Origin of the sequence: Lysinibacillus sp. NPDC056220 (assembly GCF_049315265.1) — a bacterium.
Lineage (GTDB): Bacteria > Bacillota > Bacilli > Bacillales_A > Planococcaceae > Lysinibacillus > Lysinibacillus pinottii.
The window spans coordinates 940,029-957,011 of the sequence record NZ_JBMOXD010000002.1 but is presented as its reverse complement, the minus strand read 5'-3'; the positions used below and the strand labels follow the sequence as shown (position 1 = coordinate 957,011).

Annotated in this window: 21 protein-coding genes and 1 pseudogene; 10 read left to right on the top strand and 12 right to left on the bottom strand. The window is 36.0% G+C overall.

Annotation, left to right across the window (positions count from 1 at the left end; all coding sequences use genetic code 11):
* Both ACOZBY_RS09730 and ACOZBY_RS09725 read right to left on the bottom strand, forming a co-directional pair.
* Positions 1-477 (bottom strand): sigma-70 family RNA polymerase sigma factor, encoded by a 477-nt coding sequence (locus tag ACOZBY_RS09730; protein WP_031417864.1) that lies wholly within the window; start codon positions 475-477, stop codon positions 1-3.
* 321 nt (positions 478-798) lie between these two features.
* Complete coding sequence (locus tag ACOZBY_RS09725; protein WP_031417865.1) at positions 799-1,644, bottom strand: MBL fold metallo-hydrolase; 846 nt, start codon at positions 1,642-1,644, stop codon at positions 799-801.
* A 475-nt stretch (positions 1,645-2,119) separates the two neighbouring features.
* On the opposite strand from ACOZBY_RS09725, the gene ACOZBY_RS09720 reads away from it, so the two are divergent.
* The 3 genes and pseudogenes from ACOZBY_RS09720 to ACOZBY_RS09710 all read left to right on the top strand — a co-directional run bounded on the left by ACOZBY_RS09720 (position 2,120) and on the right by ACOZBY_RS09710 (position 3,497).
* On the top strand, positions 2,120-2,629 hold the full coding sequence (locus ACOZBY_RS09720; protein WP_012294768.1) for a DUF3231 family protein: 510 nt from the start codon (positions 2,120-2,122) through the stop codon (positions 2,627-2,629).
* Positions 2,630-2,679: 50 nt separating this feature from the next.
* A pseudogene (locus ACOZBY_RS09715) lies at positions 2,680-3,101 on the top strand (hypothetical protein).
* A 192-nt stretch (positions 3,102-3,293) separates the two neighbouring features.
* Entirely contained in the window at positions 3,294-3,497 is a 204-nt protein-coding gene (locus tag ACOZBY_RS09710; RefSeq protein WP_031417866.1) for a hypothetical protein, read from the top strand.
* Between the two features lie 314 nt (positions 3,498-3,811).
* On the opposite strand, the gene ACOZBY_RS09705 is transcribed toward ACOZBY_RS09710, so the two are convergent.
* Positions 3,812-4,180 (bottom strand): DUF6713 family protein, encoded by a 369-nt coding sequence (locus tag ACOZBY_RS09705; RefSeq protein WP_036215909.1) that lies wholly within the window; start codon positions 4,178-4,180, stop codon positions 3,812-3,814.
* A 178-nt stretch (positions 4,181-4,358) separates the two neighbouring features.
* Between ACOZBY_RS09705 and ACOZBY_RS09700 the strand changes: the two genes are divergently transcribed.
* On the top strand, positions 4,359-4,559 hold the full coding sequence (locus tag ACOZBY_RS09700) for a hypothetical protein (RefSeq protein ID WP_012294770.1): 201 nt from the start codon (positions 4,359-4,361) through the stop codon (positions 4,557-4,559).
* Positions 4,560-4,804: 245 nt separating this feature from the next.
* On the opposite strand, the gene ACOZBY_RS09695 is transcribed toward ACOZBY_RS09700, so the two are convergent.
* The gene (locus ACOZBY_RS09695) at positions 4,805-5,887 is read right to left on the bottom strand and encodes a DNA alkylation repair protein (RefSeq protein ID WP_422762126.1); all 1,083 of its coding nucleotides are present in this window, start codon (positions 5,885-5,887) and stop codon (positions 4,805-4,807) included.
* Between the two features lie 12 nt (positions 5,888-5,899).
* On the bottom strand, positions 5,900-6,235 hold the full coding sequence (locus ACOZBY_RS09690) for a hypothetical protein (protein ID WP_281487097.1): 336 nt from the start codon (positions 6,233-6,235) through the stop codon (positions 5,900-5,902).
* Positions 6,236-6,389: 154 nt separating this feature from the next.
* Between ACOZBY_RS09690 and ACOZBY_RS09685 the strand changes: the two genes are divergently transcribed.
* A complete protein-coding gene (locus ACOZBY_RS09685) occupies positions 6,390-7,334 on the top strand; it encodes a helix-turn-helix transcriptional regulator (RefSeq protein ID WP_197223635.1) in 945 nt (314 codons plus the stop codon).
* 384 nt (positions 7,335-7,718) lie between these two features.
* Here ACOZBY_RS09685 and ACOZBY_RS09680 read toward each other — a convergent pair whose 3' ends face one another.
* From ACOZBY_RS09680 to ACOZBY_RS09660, 5 genes are all read right to left on the bottom strand, one after another.
* Positions 7,719-8,060, bottom strand: a complete 342-nt coding sequence (locus tag ACOZBY_RS09680; protein WP_012294775.1) for a hypothetical protein — start codon at positions 8,058-8,060, stop codon at positions 7,719-7,721.
* Positions 8,053-8,391 carry a YolD-like family protein gene (locus ACOZBY_RS09675; protein WP_197150204.1) on the bottom strand — a complete coding sequence of 113 codons (339 nt, stop codon included), beginning with the start codon at positions 8,389-8,391 and terminating at the stop codon, positions 8,053-8,055. The genes ACOZBY_RS09680 and ACOZBY_RS09675 overlap by 8 nt, the downstream gene beginning before the upstream one ends.
* Positions 8,392-8,401: 10 nt before the next feature.
* Entirely contained in the window at positions 8,402-9,661 is a 1,260-nt protein-coding gene (locus tag ACOZBY_RS09670) for a DNA polymerase thumb domain-containing protein (protein WP_200990429.1), read from the bottom strand.
* Entirely contained in the window at positions 9,658-9,879 is a 222-nt protein-coding gene (locus ACOZBY_RS09665; protein WP_197150202.1) for a transcriptional regulator, read from the bottom strand. The genes ACOZBY_RS09670 and ACOZBY_RS09665 overlap by 4 nt, the downstream gene beginning before the upstream one ends.
* Before the next feature lie 546 nt (positions 9,880-10,425).
* Positions 10,426-10,863, bottom strand: a complete 438-nt coding sequence (locus ACOZBY_RS09660) for a carboxymuconolactone decarboxylase family protein (RefSeq protein WP_012294779.1) — start codon at positions 10,861-10,863, stop codon at positions 10,426-10,428.
* Between the two features lie 326 nt (positions 10,864-11,189).
* Between ACOZBY_RS09660 and ACOZBY_RS09655 the strand changes: the two genes are divergently transcribed.
* On the top strand, positions 11,190-11,690 hold the full coding sequence (locus tag ACOZBY_RS09655) for an Rrf2 family transcriptional regulator (RefSeq protein WP_031417873.1): 501 nt from the start codon (positions 11,190-11,192) through the stop codon (positions 11,688-11,690).
* 67 nt (positions 11,691-11,757) lie between these two features.
* Here ACOZBY_RS09655 and ACOZBY_RS09650 read toward each other — a convergent pair whose 3' ends face one another.
* Positions 11,758-12,384 (bottom strand): nitroreductase family protein, encoded by a 627-nt coding sequence (locus tag ACOZBY_RS09650; RefSeq protein ID WP_422762122.1) that lies wholly within the window; start codon positions 12,382-12,384, stop codon positions 11,758-11,760.
* Between the two features lie 25 nt (positions 12,385-12,409).
* Complete coding sequence (locus tag ACOZBY_RS09645; protein ID WP_031417875.1) at positions 12,410-12,814, bottom strand: Ohr family peroxiredoxin; 405 nt, start codon at positions 12,812-12,814, stop codon at positions 12,410-12,412.
* A 150-nt stretch (positions 12,815-12,964) separates the two neighbouring features.
* Here ACOZBY_RS09645 and ACOZBY_RS09640 point away from each other — a divergent pair, with 150 nt between their 5' ends.
* From ACOZBY_RS09640 to ACOZBY_RS09625, 4 genes are all read left to right on the top strand, one after another.
* On the top strand, positions 12,965-13,402 hold the full coding sequence (locus ACOZBY_RS09640) for a MarR family winged helix-turn-helix transcriptional regulator (RefSeq protein ID WP_036161909.1): 438 nt from the start codon (positions 12,965-12,967) through the stop codon (positions 13,400-13,402).
* 299 nt (positions 13,403-13,701) lie between these two features.
* Positions 13,702-14,520, top strand: coding sequence for a MerR family transcriptional regulator (locus ACOZBY_RS09635; protein WP_422762120.1), 819 nt, complete (start codon positions 13,702-13,704; stop codon positions 14,518-14,520).
* Between the two features lie 62 nt (positions 14,521-14,582).
* Positions 14,583-15,254 carry a DUF554 domain-containing protein gene (locus ACOZBY_RS09630; protein WP_289448893.1) on the top strand — a complete coding sequence of 224 codons (672 nt, stop codon included), beginning with the start codon at positions 14,583-14,585 and terminating at the stop codon, positions 15,252-15,254.
* Between the two features lie 209 nt (positions 15,255-15,463).
* The gene (locus tag ACOZBY_RS09625) at positions 15,464-16,882 is read left to right on the top strand and encodes a VanZ family protein (RefSeq protein ID WP_422762117.1); all 1,419 of its coding nucleotides are present in this window, start codon (positions 15,464-15,466) and stop codon (positions 16,880-16,882) included.
* Positions 16,883-16,983 lie beyond the last annotated feature (101 nt).

Sequence of the window (16,983 nt, the reverse complement as noted above, 5' to 3'; positions counted from 1 at the left end):
TTATTCCTCCCTTTTAATGAGTACGCGCATTTTTTTGCGACCTCGCGCTAAATGACTTTTCACCGTATTCACGTTTAATTGCAAAATGTTTGCAGCTTGCTCATTTGTACAGTCATGTACATCACATAACAAAATAATTTGCTTTTCGATTGGTTTAATTTGTTCAAGTAGGTTGATTAATTTTAAATAAGCATCTTGTTCAACGATGATTTGCTCTGGTGTATTGAAATGCATTTGATCAATTTTGTCGGAAGTTACATACCGCTTCTCTTTTCGTGTACTGTCGATATATGTATAGTAAGCTACTTTAAAAAGCCAAGGTTTGATGTCTTGAATTTCTTGACCAAGAAGGGTAATATGCGCTTTTGTAAATGTGTCCTGAAGCAAATCCTCCGCTGCACTATGATTTTTCGTAAGTGAATATAAATAGCGATATATATCATTCATATAGGTGATATATATTGTTTCAAGTTCCATCTCTTCCCACCTTTCAACCTATCCTCGTATAAAGGTCACAAAAGGTTGCAAATAATTTAAAATTATTTTAAATGTTTACTTCAAAAAAGTGGTAATACAATAAAAAACGGCAAAAATCCAAACATAATAAATGGATTTTGCCGTTTTATCTATTTTAGTTATCAGTCCGTTTACTTAAAAACACCATTAATCCATGTTCCTGATAGTCCAATTCTCTGTATAGTAAAACTGTACCTCATACACTTCTTCAGCATTCATAAAAGACATAATTCATGCTGACCTATTTAAATGTGCAAGAAAATGCTACGTTATTCAAAAATATTAATTAAGATATTTACCTTGTTTTGGGAGAGCAATTTGTTCAAAATGATCTACAAGTTTTTTTAGTTCCCTTGCCAATTCTTTACCTTCCATTGGTAATCCATGACCTGTAATCGCCACAGAAGGTTTTAAAGCTTCTAATTTTTCAACAGATTTTCGAGCGGCTTGCCAATTCGTTGTTAGATATCTAGGGGGACCACTAATTTCCTTTGTCTGTGTAATAACTTTATAAAGAGATTCTTGTTTGACAGTCACAAATGCATCTCCAACAATAAGTACTTTATCCTTTTCACGATATAATGATATATGACCTGACGTATGCCCTGGGGTGTGAATCCATTGAAAATCTGGCATAAATGGGACACTACCATCTGATGGGATTGCTTGAATGTTTTCCCCTAAATTAATGGCTTCGTTTGGAAAAATAGGAGACATTTTTGCCACCAATCCGCTACTTACAGCAGGGTCAGCTACTGGATAGTCCTGTGTTCCAGTTAAATAGGGTATTTCCAAAGCATGAGCGTAGACAGGGATATTCCATCGTTTTATTAGTTCGATAATCCCTCCCACATGATCAAAATGACCATGTGTCAGAATAATCGCTTTAGGCTGAGCATTGGAGCCAAAGCGTTCCTCAACTACCGATATTATCTCCTCTGCACTTTTGGGCATTCCTGCATCAATGAGTACAAATTCTTTTGTATTTGGGTCACCATAAAGCACAATATTTACGATTTGAATAGTATATTGATATAAATCAGGCACTACTTCTATACCAACACCACTCCCAATAGAAGTTGCCGGAATAAATTTATAGTCTTCACCATACATTAAATCTTTGTCCATATTAACTCCTCTTTCTTTAGAGATAATGCCACAAACCTAGGTTTGTGGCATTATCTCTTATTTCTTTTGCTCTTTTTCTTTTTTATTTCGAGTTTTTTAGGATTCAATTCCCATCCAATTTCTCCTTGCTCTAATTCATTCTTTTCCTTTTCTTTTGTCAATTTATTCACTTCAATAAGTTTTAACTTATCCTTCTAGTGATGTTCTATACTTTTAACTTTATTTTTCCCGATAAAAATATAACGTATAATTTGACAATAAACAGCCAATATAAAACCTGCGTAGTGTCTCACTACTTAAAGAGCTGCAGTGATTCGATCGCTGTGGCTTCTTTCTGTGCTAGCCGTTAATACAATAAATGTTCTAACAACTATTAATACCTCAAATAATTTTTTTAAAAGGGTATTTCATTTCTTTTTTCACTCATACTACCTTTGGTTAAATAAAGGTGAAAACCAGAAAAGGAAGTGAAAGTATGGGTATTCTTGGTGGAAATCCAAAAGATGAACCATTGCATTACGGTGAAGTTTTTAGTGTTTGGTCAAATTTAATTGCTGATTATGGTATGATTTCAGGCTATCAAACGTTTTATAATCACGCTGGGGATGAAGATCTTAAAAAAATTATTGAAGATATCATCGAAACATGTAGGGATGAAGTAAAGCAATTAGAAAAAATTCTAAAAACGAATGGTGTTGCTTTACCACCTGCTTCACCTGAACGACCTGTAGCAAGAATGGAAGATATCCCTGCTGGTGCTAAATTTAATGATCCAGAAATTAGTGCTGCACTGTCAGTAGACCTAGCGGCTGGATTAGTTGCATGTAGTCAGGCAATGGGCACTTCCACTCGAGAGGATATTGCTTTAATGTATGGCCAGTTCCATACTGCAAAAGCTCTTATCGGTGCTAAACTACTGCGTCTTAACAAAAATAAAGGTTGGCTTGTACCACCACCATTACATGTGAATTATCCTGAAAAATAAACCTTATTTCCCCTAATCGAGGCATGTAAATTATTTACAAAGAAGAATTAATGAACCTCATTAAACCTGATAAACCGGATCAACAAGCAGCACGTGTATTGCAAGAAATATTAGATGGTCGTTAAGGTAAAATGAGAATCATGATGCAATTCACAGCTCTAATTTCAGGGGCAAAGAAACACAATATGGTGATTTACTTCGTGGCGTTTTCCATGTAGAACAAAGGTATGGACCAAGCTCCTTCAGAGAAGCGGTTAGACATGTATACCCATACCATGATATTGGGTGCACAATCATCTTTAGCTGTCGATGCTCTCTTGGGTGTATGCCAATATCCTAAGTGTAGAAAGTTTGTTGAAATGGGCTATCCTAATGCTCCATTTAACTTTGTGTTAGACTCAACACTGCAGGATTCCCAGTACCAGTTATGCCAAATGCACATAGTTCTGGCCTTAAAGATACGCATCATTAATTTATACACAATCTAAGCTGTAGCGTGCGACGACGTTACAGCTGTTTCTTTATGTATAAGTAACCATAAATGACACACACTATAATGAAGTGTATCGCACGCACTGATTATGGCTGTGGCGCTAGTTGACCGTCACAGCCTCCTTATAAGTGATGAGTTACACCATTATAACTTACATAAGAGGTGTTTCAGTTGACCACATTAGGAAAATTACTGTATTTTGCTTTCCTTGTAACCCTGTTTTTAATTACAATGATTTGGGATTATTTCAAAAACGATAATTGGGCATTGTTCGAAAATTTATTCTTTTCCTTTTGGGTAGCAAGTTTTATATTCATGGCATTGCTACTTAGAAGTAAAAAAGTAGAAACGGAAAAAGCTAAAAATAGAAGCTGATTGGAAAAAATATCTAATCAGCTTCTAGCTCCAGGCGTTGGAAGCTAGCTTCAGTATGAAGTTGAAATTGTTCCTAATCAAAATGGCGAAGTATATAGCGCTTATGGACGCATAGCTTCAGGAACTATCAGAACAGTTTGTAAATTCGGAATTAACACAGATTTTCTAAATGTTAGTTCATGCCGAAAAGCCTTATACTTCCGTATAGGGCTTTTCATTATTAGCTTTGTACCAGCTAGCTTCAGCATATTCTACTTGCTCCATGTATCCTCATGGGTAAAAAAGGTAATCCATAGTACCTTATACGATTATATCTAAACATTTATTAAAAAGAATAAGTGGATTGTCGCAAGAAATCCCATGGGATAAATGATAGCTCTTGAAAACGTATTTTTAAATTCGTTTCGAGGATGTCTTTCAAATAATAAGTGTAGGATTGTATGTATGATAAAGAATATATCAAGAACCCAAAAAGTTATTGTTTGATATGGACTGAATAGTAGGGAAAGAATAATGACATAAAGAAAAAGATGTATAACTATGAATACTTGATAAGCCTTTGAATCTTTCATATCTTTTAATACGATAAATAATCGCCACTCTGAGCGCCTTATCGCATCCATTTCATGCAAAAGAAATATAGAAAGGTTTAATAAAAAAAGGATTAGCAATAAATCAGGCATATAAAACCTCCTCCATCTTTATATACCCTATATTACTACAAAATTATTTTTCAAATTCCGAGTAAATCCTCCGAAATATGTCGATATCAAGTCGCGAATAATGTTGGAATGTAAGCTTGCATGTCACATTCTCCTTTTTATGATACAATTTACATATATTACATAAAGAGGTGATAGCGTGGAAGATAAAAAGGTGGTTTGCAAGTCCTGTGGTCATGATTCTTTTACGATTGGACAAGTTGGTGGCGATTTTAATCAAGGAAATATTAGACCTATTGATTCTGTCTTTTCAGTTGGGTCCCCGTTTATTGTTACCTTTTGTAAAGACTGCGGAGAAGTAGCCTCTATTAAAGTGGAAAAACCACAATATTTTAAATAACCTCTAGTTAAATGGGTCACTCCCTCCGTTTCAGTGACCCCTAAGCGTTTTATAGTTTTCTTCTATGAAATAAGCGACCTATCACGTGTGGTCTACTTAGATTCTGCTTTTGCTATTGATCGATTCCATCTAGTCACTTGATAGCCCTTTTAAGTAGCACACTGGCTAATGTTGCCCCCCTTGATCCTAAGCCACTTATTGTTACATTGTTCATCTTCTGTTCCCCATTTTTCAGTATGGTTACTTTAGTGTTCCACGCAAAATTCGGTTGTAGCGAGCTCTTTTCCATTTATAATTACGGCTAGCTTATGTTGGCCTGGGTAATGCTTGCGGGTTGTCAAGTCTTTAAAATGGTGACGCCGTGTATATTGGTGACCCTCTTTTTCGAAGATACGTTCCGTTATTTTAAATAGTTTTCTTGAAGTCGCTCCATTCGCTTTGACAAAATCTATCCCATATTCGATTCGGAGCTTCTGTGGTGTAGTAGAATTTGTCTGAACAGTAAATGCAAAATCAAGGGTTTGTCCAATCGACAACCTTTCTTTTCCTAGTGTTAACTCATGGACGGTTACGTCTGGAAAGCTGTCAAAGCCGAACAAGAAAAGTACCTCAGCATCTCCTTTTCGCAATAAACCACGACATCCATGCTTAATAATCCAATCGGTGATTGAACTTTCTCCGTGCCACTCACGCGCAAGCCGTTTCACTAGTTCGGGATGATCCTTGGAAATATCATTCAAATTATTAGCGACACTTTTCTGTACATAGACAGATGGATCCTGTTTGAGCAGGTTCAATATCGGTAAGATTGGTGACGGATCCAATTTGTAAATTTCCAATGCAGATGCCCAAGGTAGCCTAGGGCGACACCCCTCACTAGCTAATCGCCTGATATGAGGATTTGGATGACTCGCCCACTCTAACATTTGATCTATCATCTTTTGTGGGTCTTTTACAATAAAAGGCCGAACAGCAAACTCTGAGCTAGAAAATTCCGTAAACACCTCTAATCCATGAATGGAGGCTTGCCAATCATCTAGTCCATTTACTTCGACAAAATCAGGCAAAAATAAATATTCCACTCCCTTACATTTAGGTGCCATTTGTATCAATATAGATAATGCCTGACGATAGGATGTCGGTAAAGTTGTCCGTAAAGAAGTACTAATATGCCTAATACGTTGTTTGAATTTTTTCGTTTCCCATTCGTCGTCATAAATTAAATTCATGAACTTATGTGAATCAAAGGCAGGGTATTCATCCTGTAATATATTTATGAATTGATGAAAGAAATCGGTTGTATATTTACCCTCAAATGTGTCAGCCATGTCCATTCCCCTTTAGTTATAGTTCAATTCGTTTAAATTAGCCGGAACTAGAAGTCTTTGTGTAATCTCCCGTGAATCAATCATAGAGACAAAAATTTGAAATGCTGACATAGACTTCAGCTTCTCCATAGCACTTCGAGCACTATCCATATCACCCCAATATATGATGTCCGTCCATTGATTTTCATTGAATGTATGTAGCAAAGTGCGGCCCTTAAATCCTGATATTTCAAGCTTTAGTAACTCCGTAAGTGCCGCAGCCGCCTGAGAAAAACGATGCTTGTCAATCCCCTCCTTCAGTTCAAATAAAACAACTTCCATTACATAGTTTTGTTTTTCTAGTTCCATTTTTTATCTCCTTTCGGCTTTTGATGATGAGGTCCATGTGTATCCTGTCATGATGTCAAAGCTTTATAAACATTGACTTCGAGTTTTACTATACGGGATAATGGTGACAACTATTGTCACTATTAATTTAGTTTTTTAGGAGGAGGAGCTTTCCATGCACAAGGCTCAAAGACTTATTCAGCTCATGATGAAGGTCAATGAACGTAAAAAGTTTACTATTCAGGAGATGGCTGAAGAATGTGGTGTTTCACGCCGAACAATGATTCGTGATTTAATGGAACTGAGTGAACTAGGTGTCCCGCTTTATTCCGAAGCTGGGCCTAATGGTGGTTACCGTGTTTTGCGTGAAAAAGTGCTACCACCTATCAGCTTTACCGAACACGAGGCAATTGCTTTGTTCTTTGCTTGCCAATCATTACATAATTACAAAGCTCTCCCCTTCAAAAATGAAGTAAATACTGCATTAGATAAATTTTTCTACTATTTATCAAGTGAGCTAAAGCAAAAGATTGAAAGTATGCAGCAACGTCTTCTTTTCTGGGTACCTCCTCATGAATTAGAGGTGCCCTTTTTAAAGGAATTATTGGATGCTGCACTTCAACAACAGGTCGTCACAATCTTGTATGAATCCGCTACTACTAAAAATAGAACGATTCAACCTCTTGGAATCTATACGATGAACGGGTTATGGTACTGTCAGGCTTATTGTTTCCTAGCAGAGGATTACCGAGTATTTCGAATAGATCGGGTGAAAGATTTTTCTTTTGCTGAAGATCAAAGTTTGAAATTAGATATGACGAATGAGCACATCAAGTCGTGGATTATACCAGCGCACGAAGAAAATATGTTCAATCTTGAGGTAGATTTAACCCCAGAAGGAGTAAGACGTTGTCAATCCGAACTATGGTTATCCCAATGGATAGAGCTTCGTGAGAACGGACATGGGAAGATACTCGCAACAGTGAACTCTTCCTTTACACCGTGGTTAGTCCATTTTTTTCTAGGCTTAGGCATGGAGGCTAATGTAAAACATCCTCCAATAGTACGAGAACAAATTAAAAGCAAATTACAGGAACTTATGAAGCAATACAATGAATGAAGAATAAAAACCAGGTTCTCAGAGCACCTGGTTTATCTTTGTTTGCCACAGCTTCAAATATTCATGTTCATTTTTCTACTTATCCCCCTCATTCCTATATGTTTATAAAATGCAATTGCATTGGTATTGAACTCCCAAACATTTGTTCTTAGCGATAAAAATATGACTGTTTTGATTGTCAGGCAAATCTTGAAAATAAGATTTAGGCATAACCGATTCAATACTTTTAAAAACAGCTAGCTCTTCCTTAACATGTTCCTCGTGCCCCTCACTCACAAGACTATTCACAGCATAATAATCCCTATTAGTAGCTGTATAAATAGAATCATCCCCCAAAATATCCCTTTTGATATATGGTAACCTAGGGCTCATTTCAAAAACCAATCATTTATCGAGATAACGGATGACGAGCTTTTCCACCTGTGTTTTCAATGCCTGATTAGCATAGCGGAGGACTACATCATTACCTGCCGTTGCAATTTGTACATCGCTAAAATATTCATCTACACGATGCCAGCCTACCACTCGTATATGTTGCTGGCTAAGCTGTCTTTTGAGATTAAAATAGTCTTGGCGCAAATCTTTTAATAATGCATCCATTAAGGGTACAAACACGATTTTCATTTTAAATTGTTCAGCAAATCGATAATCATGCTGTACTGACTTTACAGCTAATTCCAATAATAAATACTGGTGTACTAGCTGGCGTTGTTCAGCTTTAATCATAATAATCAGCTTCTAGTTGAGCTGATTGAATAAGATGGATAGGAACACGTTTTATTGTCAGTAGTGTTTCAAGTAACAGTTCGTTTGTCGATAGATTGATGGTATGAATGATTCCCGTCCAATGCATTACTTTTCCATCGCTCCAAACATTTAATTGAACGTCTTGCTGCTGCTGATAGGCTGTATCAATGGTTTGCTGTAACTCTTCCAGTTCCCATTCTGTCAGCTCTCTCGGTTGCGTTGTATAGACTTCTTTACATTCCCTTAGTAGGTCCAAATGCTCTGGCATCATCATAGACGCCCATTTTATATTACCTCTGTCTTTTATCATCCAATCACTCCTATGCCAAATGGCCGCCAACTAAGCGATCACGTTTGATGGCTGTCCCTGCCCCAGTAAATGAAACCGCTCGTAACAGCGCTGTTGCTCCAAACCTGTTGCGTATAGCATCCATCGTAGGTCCAATGAGCTGCCGTTGGGGCTTTCTTTCATCAAATAAATCCAACTGGATACTATGCTCCCTCTCAAGATTGGATATCCTTACCGTTAGCTGCCTTGCTGGTTCTCCCGCAAAGTACTCATCCAGCAATTCTATGCACGTTTTATACATAACAAGTGTTTCATTTGTTGGTGTATCAATCGTTTTAGATCGATGAAACCCTTTGGTCATCGCATTTCGGCTATATGAAAGACCCAGGCTGATTGTACGCCCAACAAAACCTGCATCTCTCGCTCGCTTCATGACATCTTCACACATTTCTAACAGCACTATCGATATTTCTTTTCGTGTATGATAATCTCTCATTAACATTTGACCCTTTCCAAAGCTTAATGCTCCATTAGTAATTAACGGTTCCCCTAGCTTTGATAAATCGATTCCCCATGCATGGTGATATAGCTGATTGCCCATAACACCAAATCGCTCTTCTAAGTCATTCAAATCTGCATTGGCTAATCCACCAACTGTTTGAATCCCCATCTTATTTAGGTTGGCTTCCATTTGTTTGCCAATTCCCCACATTTCAGATAAGGGTCTTACTGGCCAAAGCTTTTTGGGAATATCATCATATGTCCATTGAGCAAAACCAGTTTTCTTCGCTTCAAGGTCCAATGCCAATTTAGCCATTAGCATATTGGGACCTAAGCCTACAGCACTTGGTACATTATATTGATCCAGAATCGCAGCCTGTATTTCTCGAGCTGCCTGTTCAGGTGATCCCCAAAGCTTTTCAGTACCCGTTAAATCAACAAAGCTTTCGTCTACACTGTAAACATGTATGGCATCCACAGGAACATAATTAGCAATGAGCTTAGTAATGGTCATGGACATCTGTATAAAAAAGGACATTTTAGGTTCAAATAATTGGATATCTGGATGCTTCGGAATTTCGTAACGCCTACTGCCGGTCTTGATTTTATATTTTTCCTTCATCAATGGTGATGCAGCAAGGACTACACTGCCGGGTTGGTCGAAATTAGCTACTACAGCGACAGGCGTTTCTAAAATATCGATTCCATGTAGCATGGCGATACAGCTAGCATAAAAGCACTTCATATCGATACACATAATAGGTCTATTCGGCATTTCTTCATAGTTCATACAACCTCACGCTCTTTTCGGAAAACAGGAGTAACAGCGAGAATATTTTGGATGATAAAGGAACGCTTTGCTTGCCTCGTAAAACAAAATGCTTGAAATGAATCGCCAACAATTTTAATGACTCTTACACGTCTTTTTGTGACGGAGCCATTTTTGGCTATATACATAATGTCCACTAATTGATTGCGTTGCATAGCTTTAATCAGTTGCTCTCTCATCGTAGTTTCCTCCACTATCTCTCAAAATTTTTAAAATTGGCTAATCACTTTAATTTAATGTAACTTTAGTTTCCATTCCTACAACTGTGCGTACTGGTAACGGCTTCAGGGAACCTGACTTTATCCCATTTTACGAATAGATTTCTCTGCACTTATCCTATGTAAGAACATCTGTTTGTATACATATTAGAACAAACGTTTGCTTTTTGACAAGATTAAATTTTTGGAAACAAAAAAAAGGAAAAAATAAATAGATTCAAGTTTTCACATATATGTTAACTTGTACGACGGTACAGGATTATTAAGGTGAAAGTATTAATAAAATTGCAGAGAAATGTGGATATATAATAGAAGTTTGTCGTAGTGAGGTTACATTGGAAATAAAAAGGGAATCATATTTACTCAGTCCAAACGTGGAACATGATTTCCCCCATTTCATTAGATAATTCGATTAAGCTGATTTCCGATTAGAAATAAAAAAAGCAGAAATGCTGCTTTATCAACATTTCTACCTACTCCAGATTCATTTAGAACCAATTTTTTATATTACTCGGCGAAGTTGCCCATAGCAATCGAGATTCTATTCCAGCTGTTGATTTGGTTAATGAGAATTACTAAATCGACATATTCCTTCTCTGTATAATAATTACGAACTCGTTTATATACATCATCAGGTACACGCATTTCAGACACTAAAGTAATGTGTTCAGTTAATTCTAAAGCGACCTTTTCTTCTTCTGAATAGAATGTGCACTCTCTCCAAGCACTTATACAGTATAGACGTTGTTCAGTTTCCCCCATTTTTTTGGCATCAGCCGTGTGCATGTTAATACAGAACGCACAACCATTAATTTGTGAAGCACGAATTTTAATGAGCTCACGAAGTTTTCTATCAATACTATTCTTTTTCGTGTATTTCTCCATTTCCATCATTATCTTCATTGCATCAGGTGCAATGTCATAATAATCGATACGTTGTTTCATGTTACACTCCTCCGATTCAATTAAATTCCTTGATTTTGATGATAATTTAGTAAATTTCATGCATATTCAACCATGCCATCCTTGAGCAGGAAGAATTTGAAAACCACTTGTTTCGATTAAATTTACTCACTATACGGTCTCCCCACAAGAAATCAAGGATGACAATAATCGCCGATTAACTTAATCGTTGATTATCATTGTCTTTAATATAAGCCTGTTTTTAATTTTTGTCAAACTGATTTAATTTAGATGAAGTATTTTTAAGATATGATAATATACAAGATACATGTAAGTTTTTCTAAAGGGATTAGAAGTAGGTGATATGAATGAAATATAGCGTCATGGTAGAGTATGCATTACACAGTCTTGTCTATTTAATAGATGTGCCACCAGAGGAAAGTATCGGAATCAAGGATCTATCCGAATTTCAAGGACTATCCGAAACATATTTATCAAAAGTATTAGGTAAGCTATCTAAAGCAGGTATTGTCAGTTCAGTATCTGGTGTTAAAGGAGGATATAGGCTTAGTAAGAGGCCTGAAGATATTTCTTTTTGGGATGTTGTAAAGGCTGTAGAGGGTGAAAGTCCCATATTTCAATGTAAGAACATTAAAGCGAATTTTGCAAACAAAACTGGAAATTGTGATTCCTGTCCGTCAGCCACATCTGATTGCACCATTAATATAGTAATGTTAGAAGCTGAAGAACAGATGCGGAACTATTTACGAGGGAAAACAATTGCATGGTTAGAAGAAGAGCTTAATCGCACCTTGCCTAGTGAACGCATAGCAATGGCAAAGGAATTCTTCCACAAGAAAAATAGGTAACTCCCAAAAGTACAAATACCGAAACAAAGCACAGCCTCTTAGTGACTGTGCTTTGTTTTATTATTCATTATCGATTAAATCTTACAAGACGTTCAATTGGAAGACGTGAAGAACCATAAGCAGGTGCCGCCGCTTCACCAATTGCTAATAATAAAATAGGTATTTCATTTGCAGGTAATTCCATGTATTCCGCAAATTTAGCTTTATCAAATCCGCCCATTGGAACTGTATCAAAACCCATTTCTTTCGCCAATAGCATAATTTGCATGGACACTAAGCCAGCGTCAAAGTGGACGATATTTTCTAATGTTTTAGGCGAAGCTGAACTATACATTGTGAATGCGTCCTGTGCCAGTTTTTTGGCAATCTCTTCTGGCATATAACCTAACTCCACATTTTTTGCATAGATTTCCTCAGCATTTACATACATCTCAATATCGCCAATGACAGCAATAATAGAAGAGGCAGTTTCGATTTGCTCTTGATTGAATGAAAAGAAATTAATATTTTTTTGTATTTCCTTATCATCAATAACAATAAATCGCCATGGTTGCATATTGCTTGAAGAAGGAGCTGAAGTAGCGTCTTGTAGTAGCTGCATGATTGTTTCACGAGATATTTTAGTATTCGCATTGTATTTACGAACAGATTTACGTGCCTGCATAACTTGTTTTACTGTTGTAGTTGATAACATATGATTTCCCTCTTTTTCAAAAAATTTAAACTGCTTTAATTGTTACATTGATATTGCCCATTGTCGCTTTTGAATAAGGACATACAGTATGTGTTAGCTCTAATAATTGCTGTGCCTCTTCCAACTCTACCCCTTCAATATGACCTTCGATGTCCACAGCAAGTACATAATCAAAAGTAGCTTGCTCCATTAACTTAACGGTTACTTGAATCGTTGAGGCATGTTTAAGCTTTTTTTGGCGTTTAATTAAATCTAACGCACTATTAAAGCAGGCACTATAACCCGCAGCAAATAATTGTTCTGGATTTGTCACATTGTCTAATTTTGAACCTGGGGGTGCAATTTTTAAAGATAGTGATTGATCCTCTGCATAGGATGTACCACTACGCCCACCCTCATTAATCATAGTAGTTGAGTATAATTCTTTCATCATCAAAACTCCTTTTCTATATCCAATATTTTAAATTGTAAACAATTTAATTTTTACAAATTGAATTGTACACAATTTAATTGCGTTTGACAAGTAGGAATTTTATTTTTAATATAAATGTTAATAGAAGAACATGAAGAGGGGATTTTTATGCCTAATCATTTAGATAATCAACTATGCTTTCTTTTGTATGCCACATCAAAGGAAATCATTCGACACTATACATCATTATTAAAGCCATATGATTTAACATATACGGGTTATATTACCATTTTAGCATTGGAGGAAAACGAACAAATAACAGTGAAAGAATTAGGACAGCGTTTATTTTTAGATTCAGGTACATTAACACCATTACTAAAAAAATTAGAAGCAAAGGGATACATTTGTCGTGAACGTTCCAAAGATGATGAACGACAAATGCAAATCTATTTAACAGAGGAAGGTAATAAGGTTCGTCGAAAGCTACCTGAGGTATCACGTCAGGTCATGAAGCAATCTAATATTTCAGAACAGCAATTTATTCAATTGAAAAATGTTCTACAAGACATCATACACAATGATTGGGCCTTGAAAGACAAAAATTAAGCAAAGATCGTATCACCTAAAAATTTTGATTCATGCTAGTGGTAATAATTTTATACAGTCAACAGATAGAACCGTCATTGGACATTCCTTTCTTCCAACGACGGTTCTTTTCAATGGGCAATTTGTTAAACACATTCACTTATCTCCCCTCCCTTGATCCCGCAGTTCGTATCCTAGGATTTGGTCCAAACAAACTCACCAGCATATGGATGCTCTGATGAAATACTAAATTTTATTGGGTTCATGGACAAAATCAAGTACTATAATGATAATAGGACGTTTTTTAAAGGAAGTTTTAAATGAAGAATAGATTTTCAATTGGAGAAATGGCAAAGCTACATAAAACCACCATAAAAACCCTTAGATATTATGATGAAATTGATTTATTAAAGCCTATGTACACAGATAAAAACAACGGTTATAGATACTATTCAACAGAACAATTTGAGCAATTAAATACTATACATTATTTAAAGGAATTAGGTTTTTCATTAAAGGAAATTAAAGGACATTTGGATCACCGAGATATCGACGACTTTTTGCATCTCTTAGAGGAACAGAAACGATTAACCGAGGAAAAAATCCAAGAACTAGAACGAATTAAACGAAGGTTCCAAGATCGAATTAAGGATATTAAATTAGCACAAGAGATAAAGGCATTGGGAGTCCCTTTCATCATGGAAAAACAAGAGAGAAGAATCGTACGATTAATGGAAAAAATCAGTTCTGAACCACAATTGGAAGTTTCTCTGAGACAGTTAGAGAATTTGTCCAATATGAATTCTTCTATATTTATTGGAGGCGTTGGCCTAACCGTAAGTAGTTGCCATCTATTGGATAACCAGTTTCATGAATACAACTCTATATTTATTGTAGTCGAGGAAGAGGATCGGCAAAGTCCTTTATTGACCACGCTACCCGCAGGAAAATATGCCTGTATTTATTTTAATGGCAATCATAGTCATTCTCCTGTACATTATAAATCCTTACTGAATTTTATTAAAGCTCACGGTTTCCAAGTAATCGGAGATTCTATTGAAAGAACAATAATTGACCATTACATTTCAGGAAGTAAAGAAGATTACTTGACAGAAATACAAATACCAATAAAATGTTGACCCTCCCCTTACAGGAGGGTTTATTTTTTTACGTAAGAACAATTTTTAAAGGAGAATGAAAAATGTTAGGAACGATATTTAATACAATGATGATTATAGTCGGAAGCATCGTTGGAAGTATTTTCAAAAACGGGATAAAGGATGAATACCATCAAATCCTCATGCAGGCCATGGGATTAGCAGCGATGGGAATAGGTATAAATGCACTAGTTCAACATTTACCTGCCAGTAAATATCCGGTACTCTTTATTGTCAGTCTAGCTATAGGCGGATTATTAGGTCAAAAACTTAATTTAGAATCAAAATTTAATACGTTAGTAAATAAATACTCTAAGGGGAATTTAGCTGAAGGATTATCGACGGCGATTTTATTATTTTGTATTGGATCATTATCTATATTAGGTCCAATAGAGGCTGCATTAAAGAAAGATTATACCTATCTGCTTACGAACGGTATATTGGATGGAATTACTTCGATTGTTTTGGCCACTACATTCGGTATTGGGATAGCTATTTCAGGTATTGTATTATTTCTATGGCAAGGCTCCATTTACTTAATAGCTAGTTTAATGGAGAATTCCATCAATACTGACCTTCTAAATGAATTGACGATTATAGGAGGTATATTGATATTAGCGTCTGGTTTAAGTATTTTAGGTATAAAAAAATGTAATACCTTAAATCTTTTGCCATCATTAATAATCCCTATTATTGTGTTTTTGTTTATACATTAAAAAGCCATCCAAAAACCTTATGTCTAATTTGCTCAGGCACAAAACAATTGCGTGCTTGGGCTTTTCCGCTTTTCTTAAGAAATCTTCATAAATATTCTCTCTAATTATTAATAATTTCCATTTACACTATAAAAGTCGACATTACTAAGAATTCTCTCACCTGAGATGTAGCATTTGAAAATTATTATTTGATAAAGGAGTATCACACCTTGGGAATTGCAGAAATCATGAGCAATATTAAAATTTTGATGTTGCCAGTCATCCTAATTATTGGCTTTGAGTTTTTACTAATTGCACTTTATTACTTTTATTATCAAAGGCGACGAACAGATCGCCATAAACAAATCCCTGTAAAGAAGCTTCTTCTTGGCGCAATGTTTATCGGATATATTGTGTTTGTTTTAGAGCTAACAGTTATTGGTCGTGGCACTTCACATTACATGCAGATGAACCTACAACCATTCAGCGGTTATATAGACGCGTGGAAAAAATACTCTTTACGTGATCTCCAAAATTGTCTATTTAATATATTAATGTTTGTGCCATTAGGAATGTTCTTGCCTTTACTTATGGCTAAATGTAAAGAGTTTAAGTGGCTACTTCTAGTAGTGGTGGGGGCAACAGCCTCTATTGAAACATATCAAACACTTTCAGGAGCAGGGATTTTTGAGCTTGATGATTTAATCAATAACTCACTTGGGGGTATTATTGGCTATCAATTATACAAACTTGCAGTTTCTATTTCCAATCACAAAAAGGTCAAGGTGAAAAGTCTGATTGGAAACCTTGCTATCCCCCTATTGATGGGCTTAATTTTTATCGTTATGAGCATTGTCTACGCCCAACAAGAGTTTGGTCATTTAGCAATAAACGCTTATACAAAATCAAAAATGTCAGATGTTCATGTATCCACTTCATTGGAATTAAGCGCAGCATCAATTGTTGCTCCTGTCTTTAAGAAAAACGTTAAAAATGATGACGTAAAAGACCTGTTACAACAGAAATTAGGATTATTAGAGGTGAATACATCTAATAACCAGGACAATGACGAGACTTTATTGGAAGATAAAAATGAGGTCCCCTATACATTGATTACAAATGATTCCGAGGGCCAATGGTGGTTAACCGAAAATAATTATACCCCAGAGCAAACTTCAGCTGTAGGGCAAGAAGATAAGGCGAAATCATTGATGGATGAACTTGCTTTACTACCTCAAGATGCAGAATTTGCTGTACAGGAGAATGGTGAATTTGAATGGACATTACCAGACCGCACCGATGTACATAAAGATTACTGGACTGGGGATGTTAGTCTTGGTCTTAAACCGGATGGTCACGTGTATTCATTAACCTACAGCCTTCATGAAAATCAATTTATACGAGAGGTAAACATACTATCTCCTACAGAGGTATATGAACGGATCAAGGAAGGCGATTTTCCTCAAATAAAGTATAATGCGCTCGTTCAGGAGGAAGACCTTATTATAAAAAAAGGAGACCATATAGAGATTGATTCAATTGAGCTTTCGTATATGTATGATACAAAAGGTTTCTATCAGCCCATATACAATGTTGCAGGAAAGTTCAACGGCAACGATTGGTTTACTTTAATTCAGGCAAGAAAGTAATAGCTCATTCCGAATATTTGGCTCCAATTAACGGACAACCGGGCTTTCCATTGTAATGGGCTCCGTATTGGAATGAATTATCCCCTAAAAAATTGACTGCT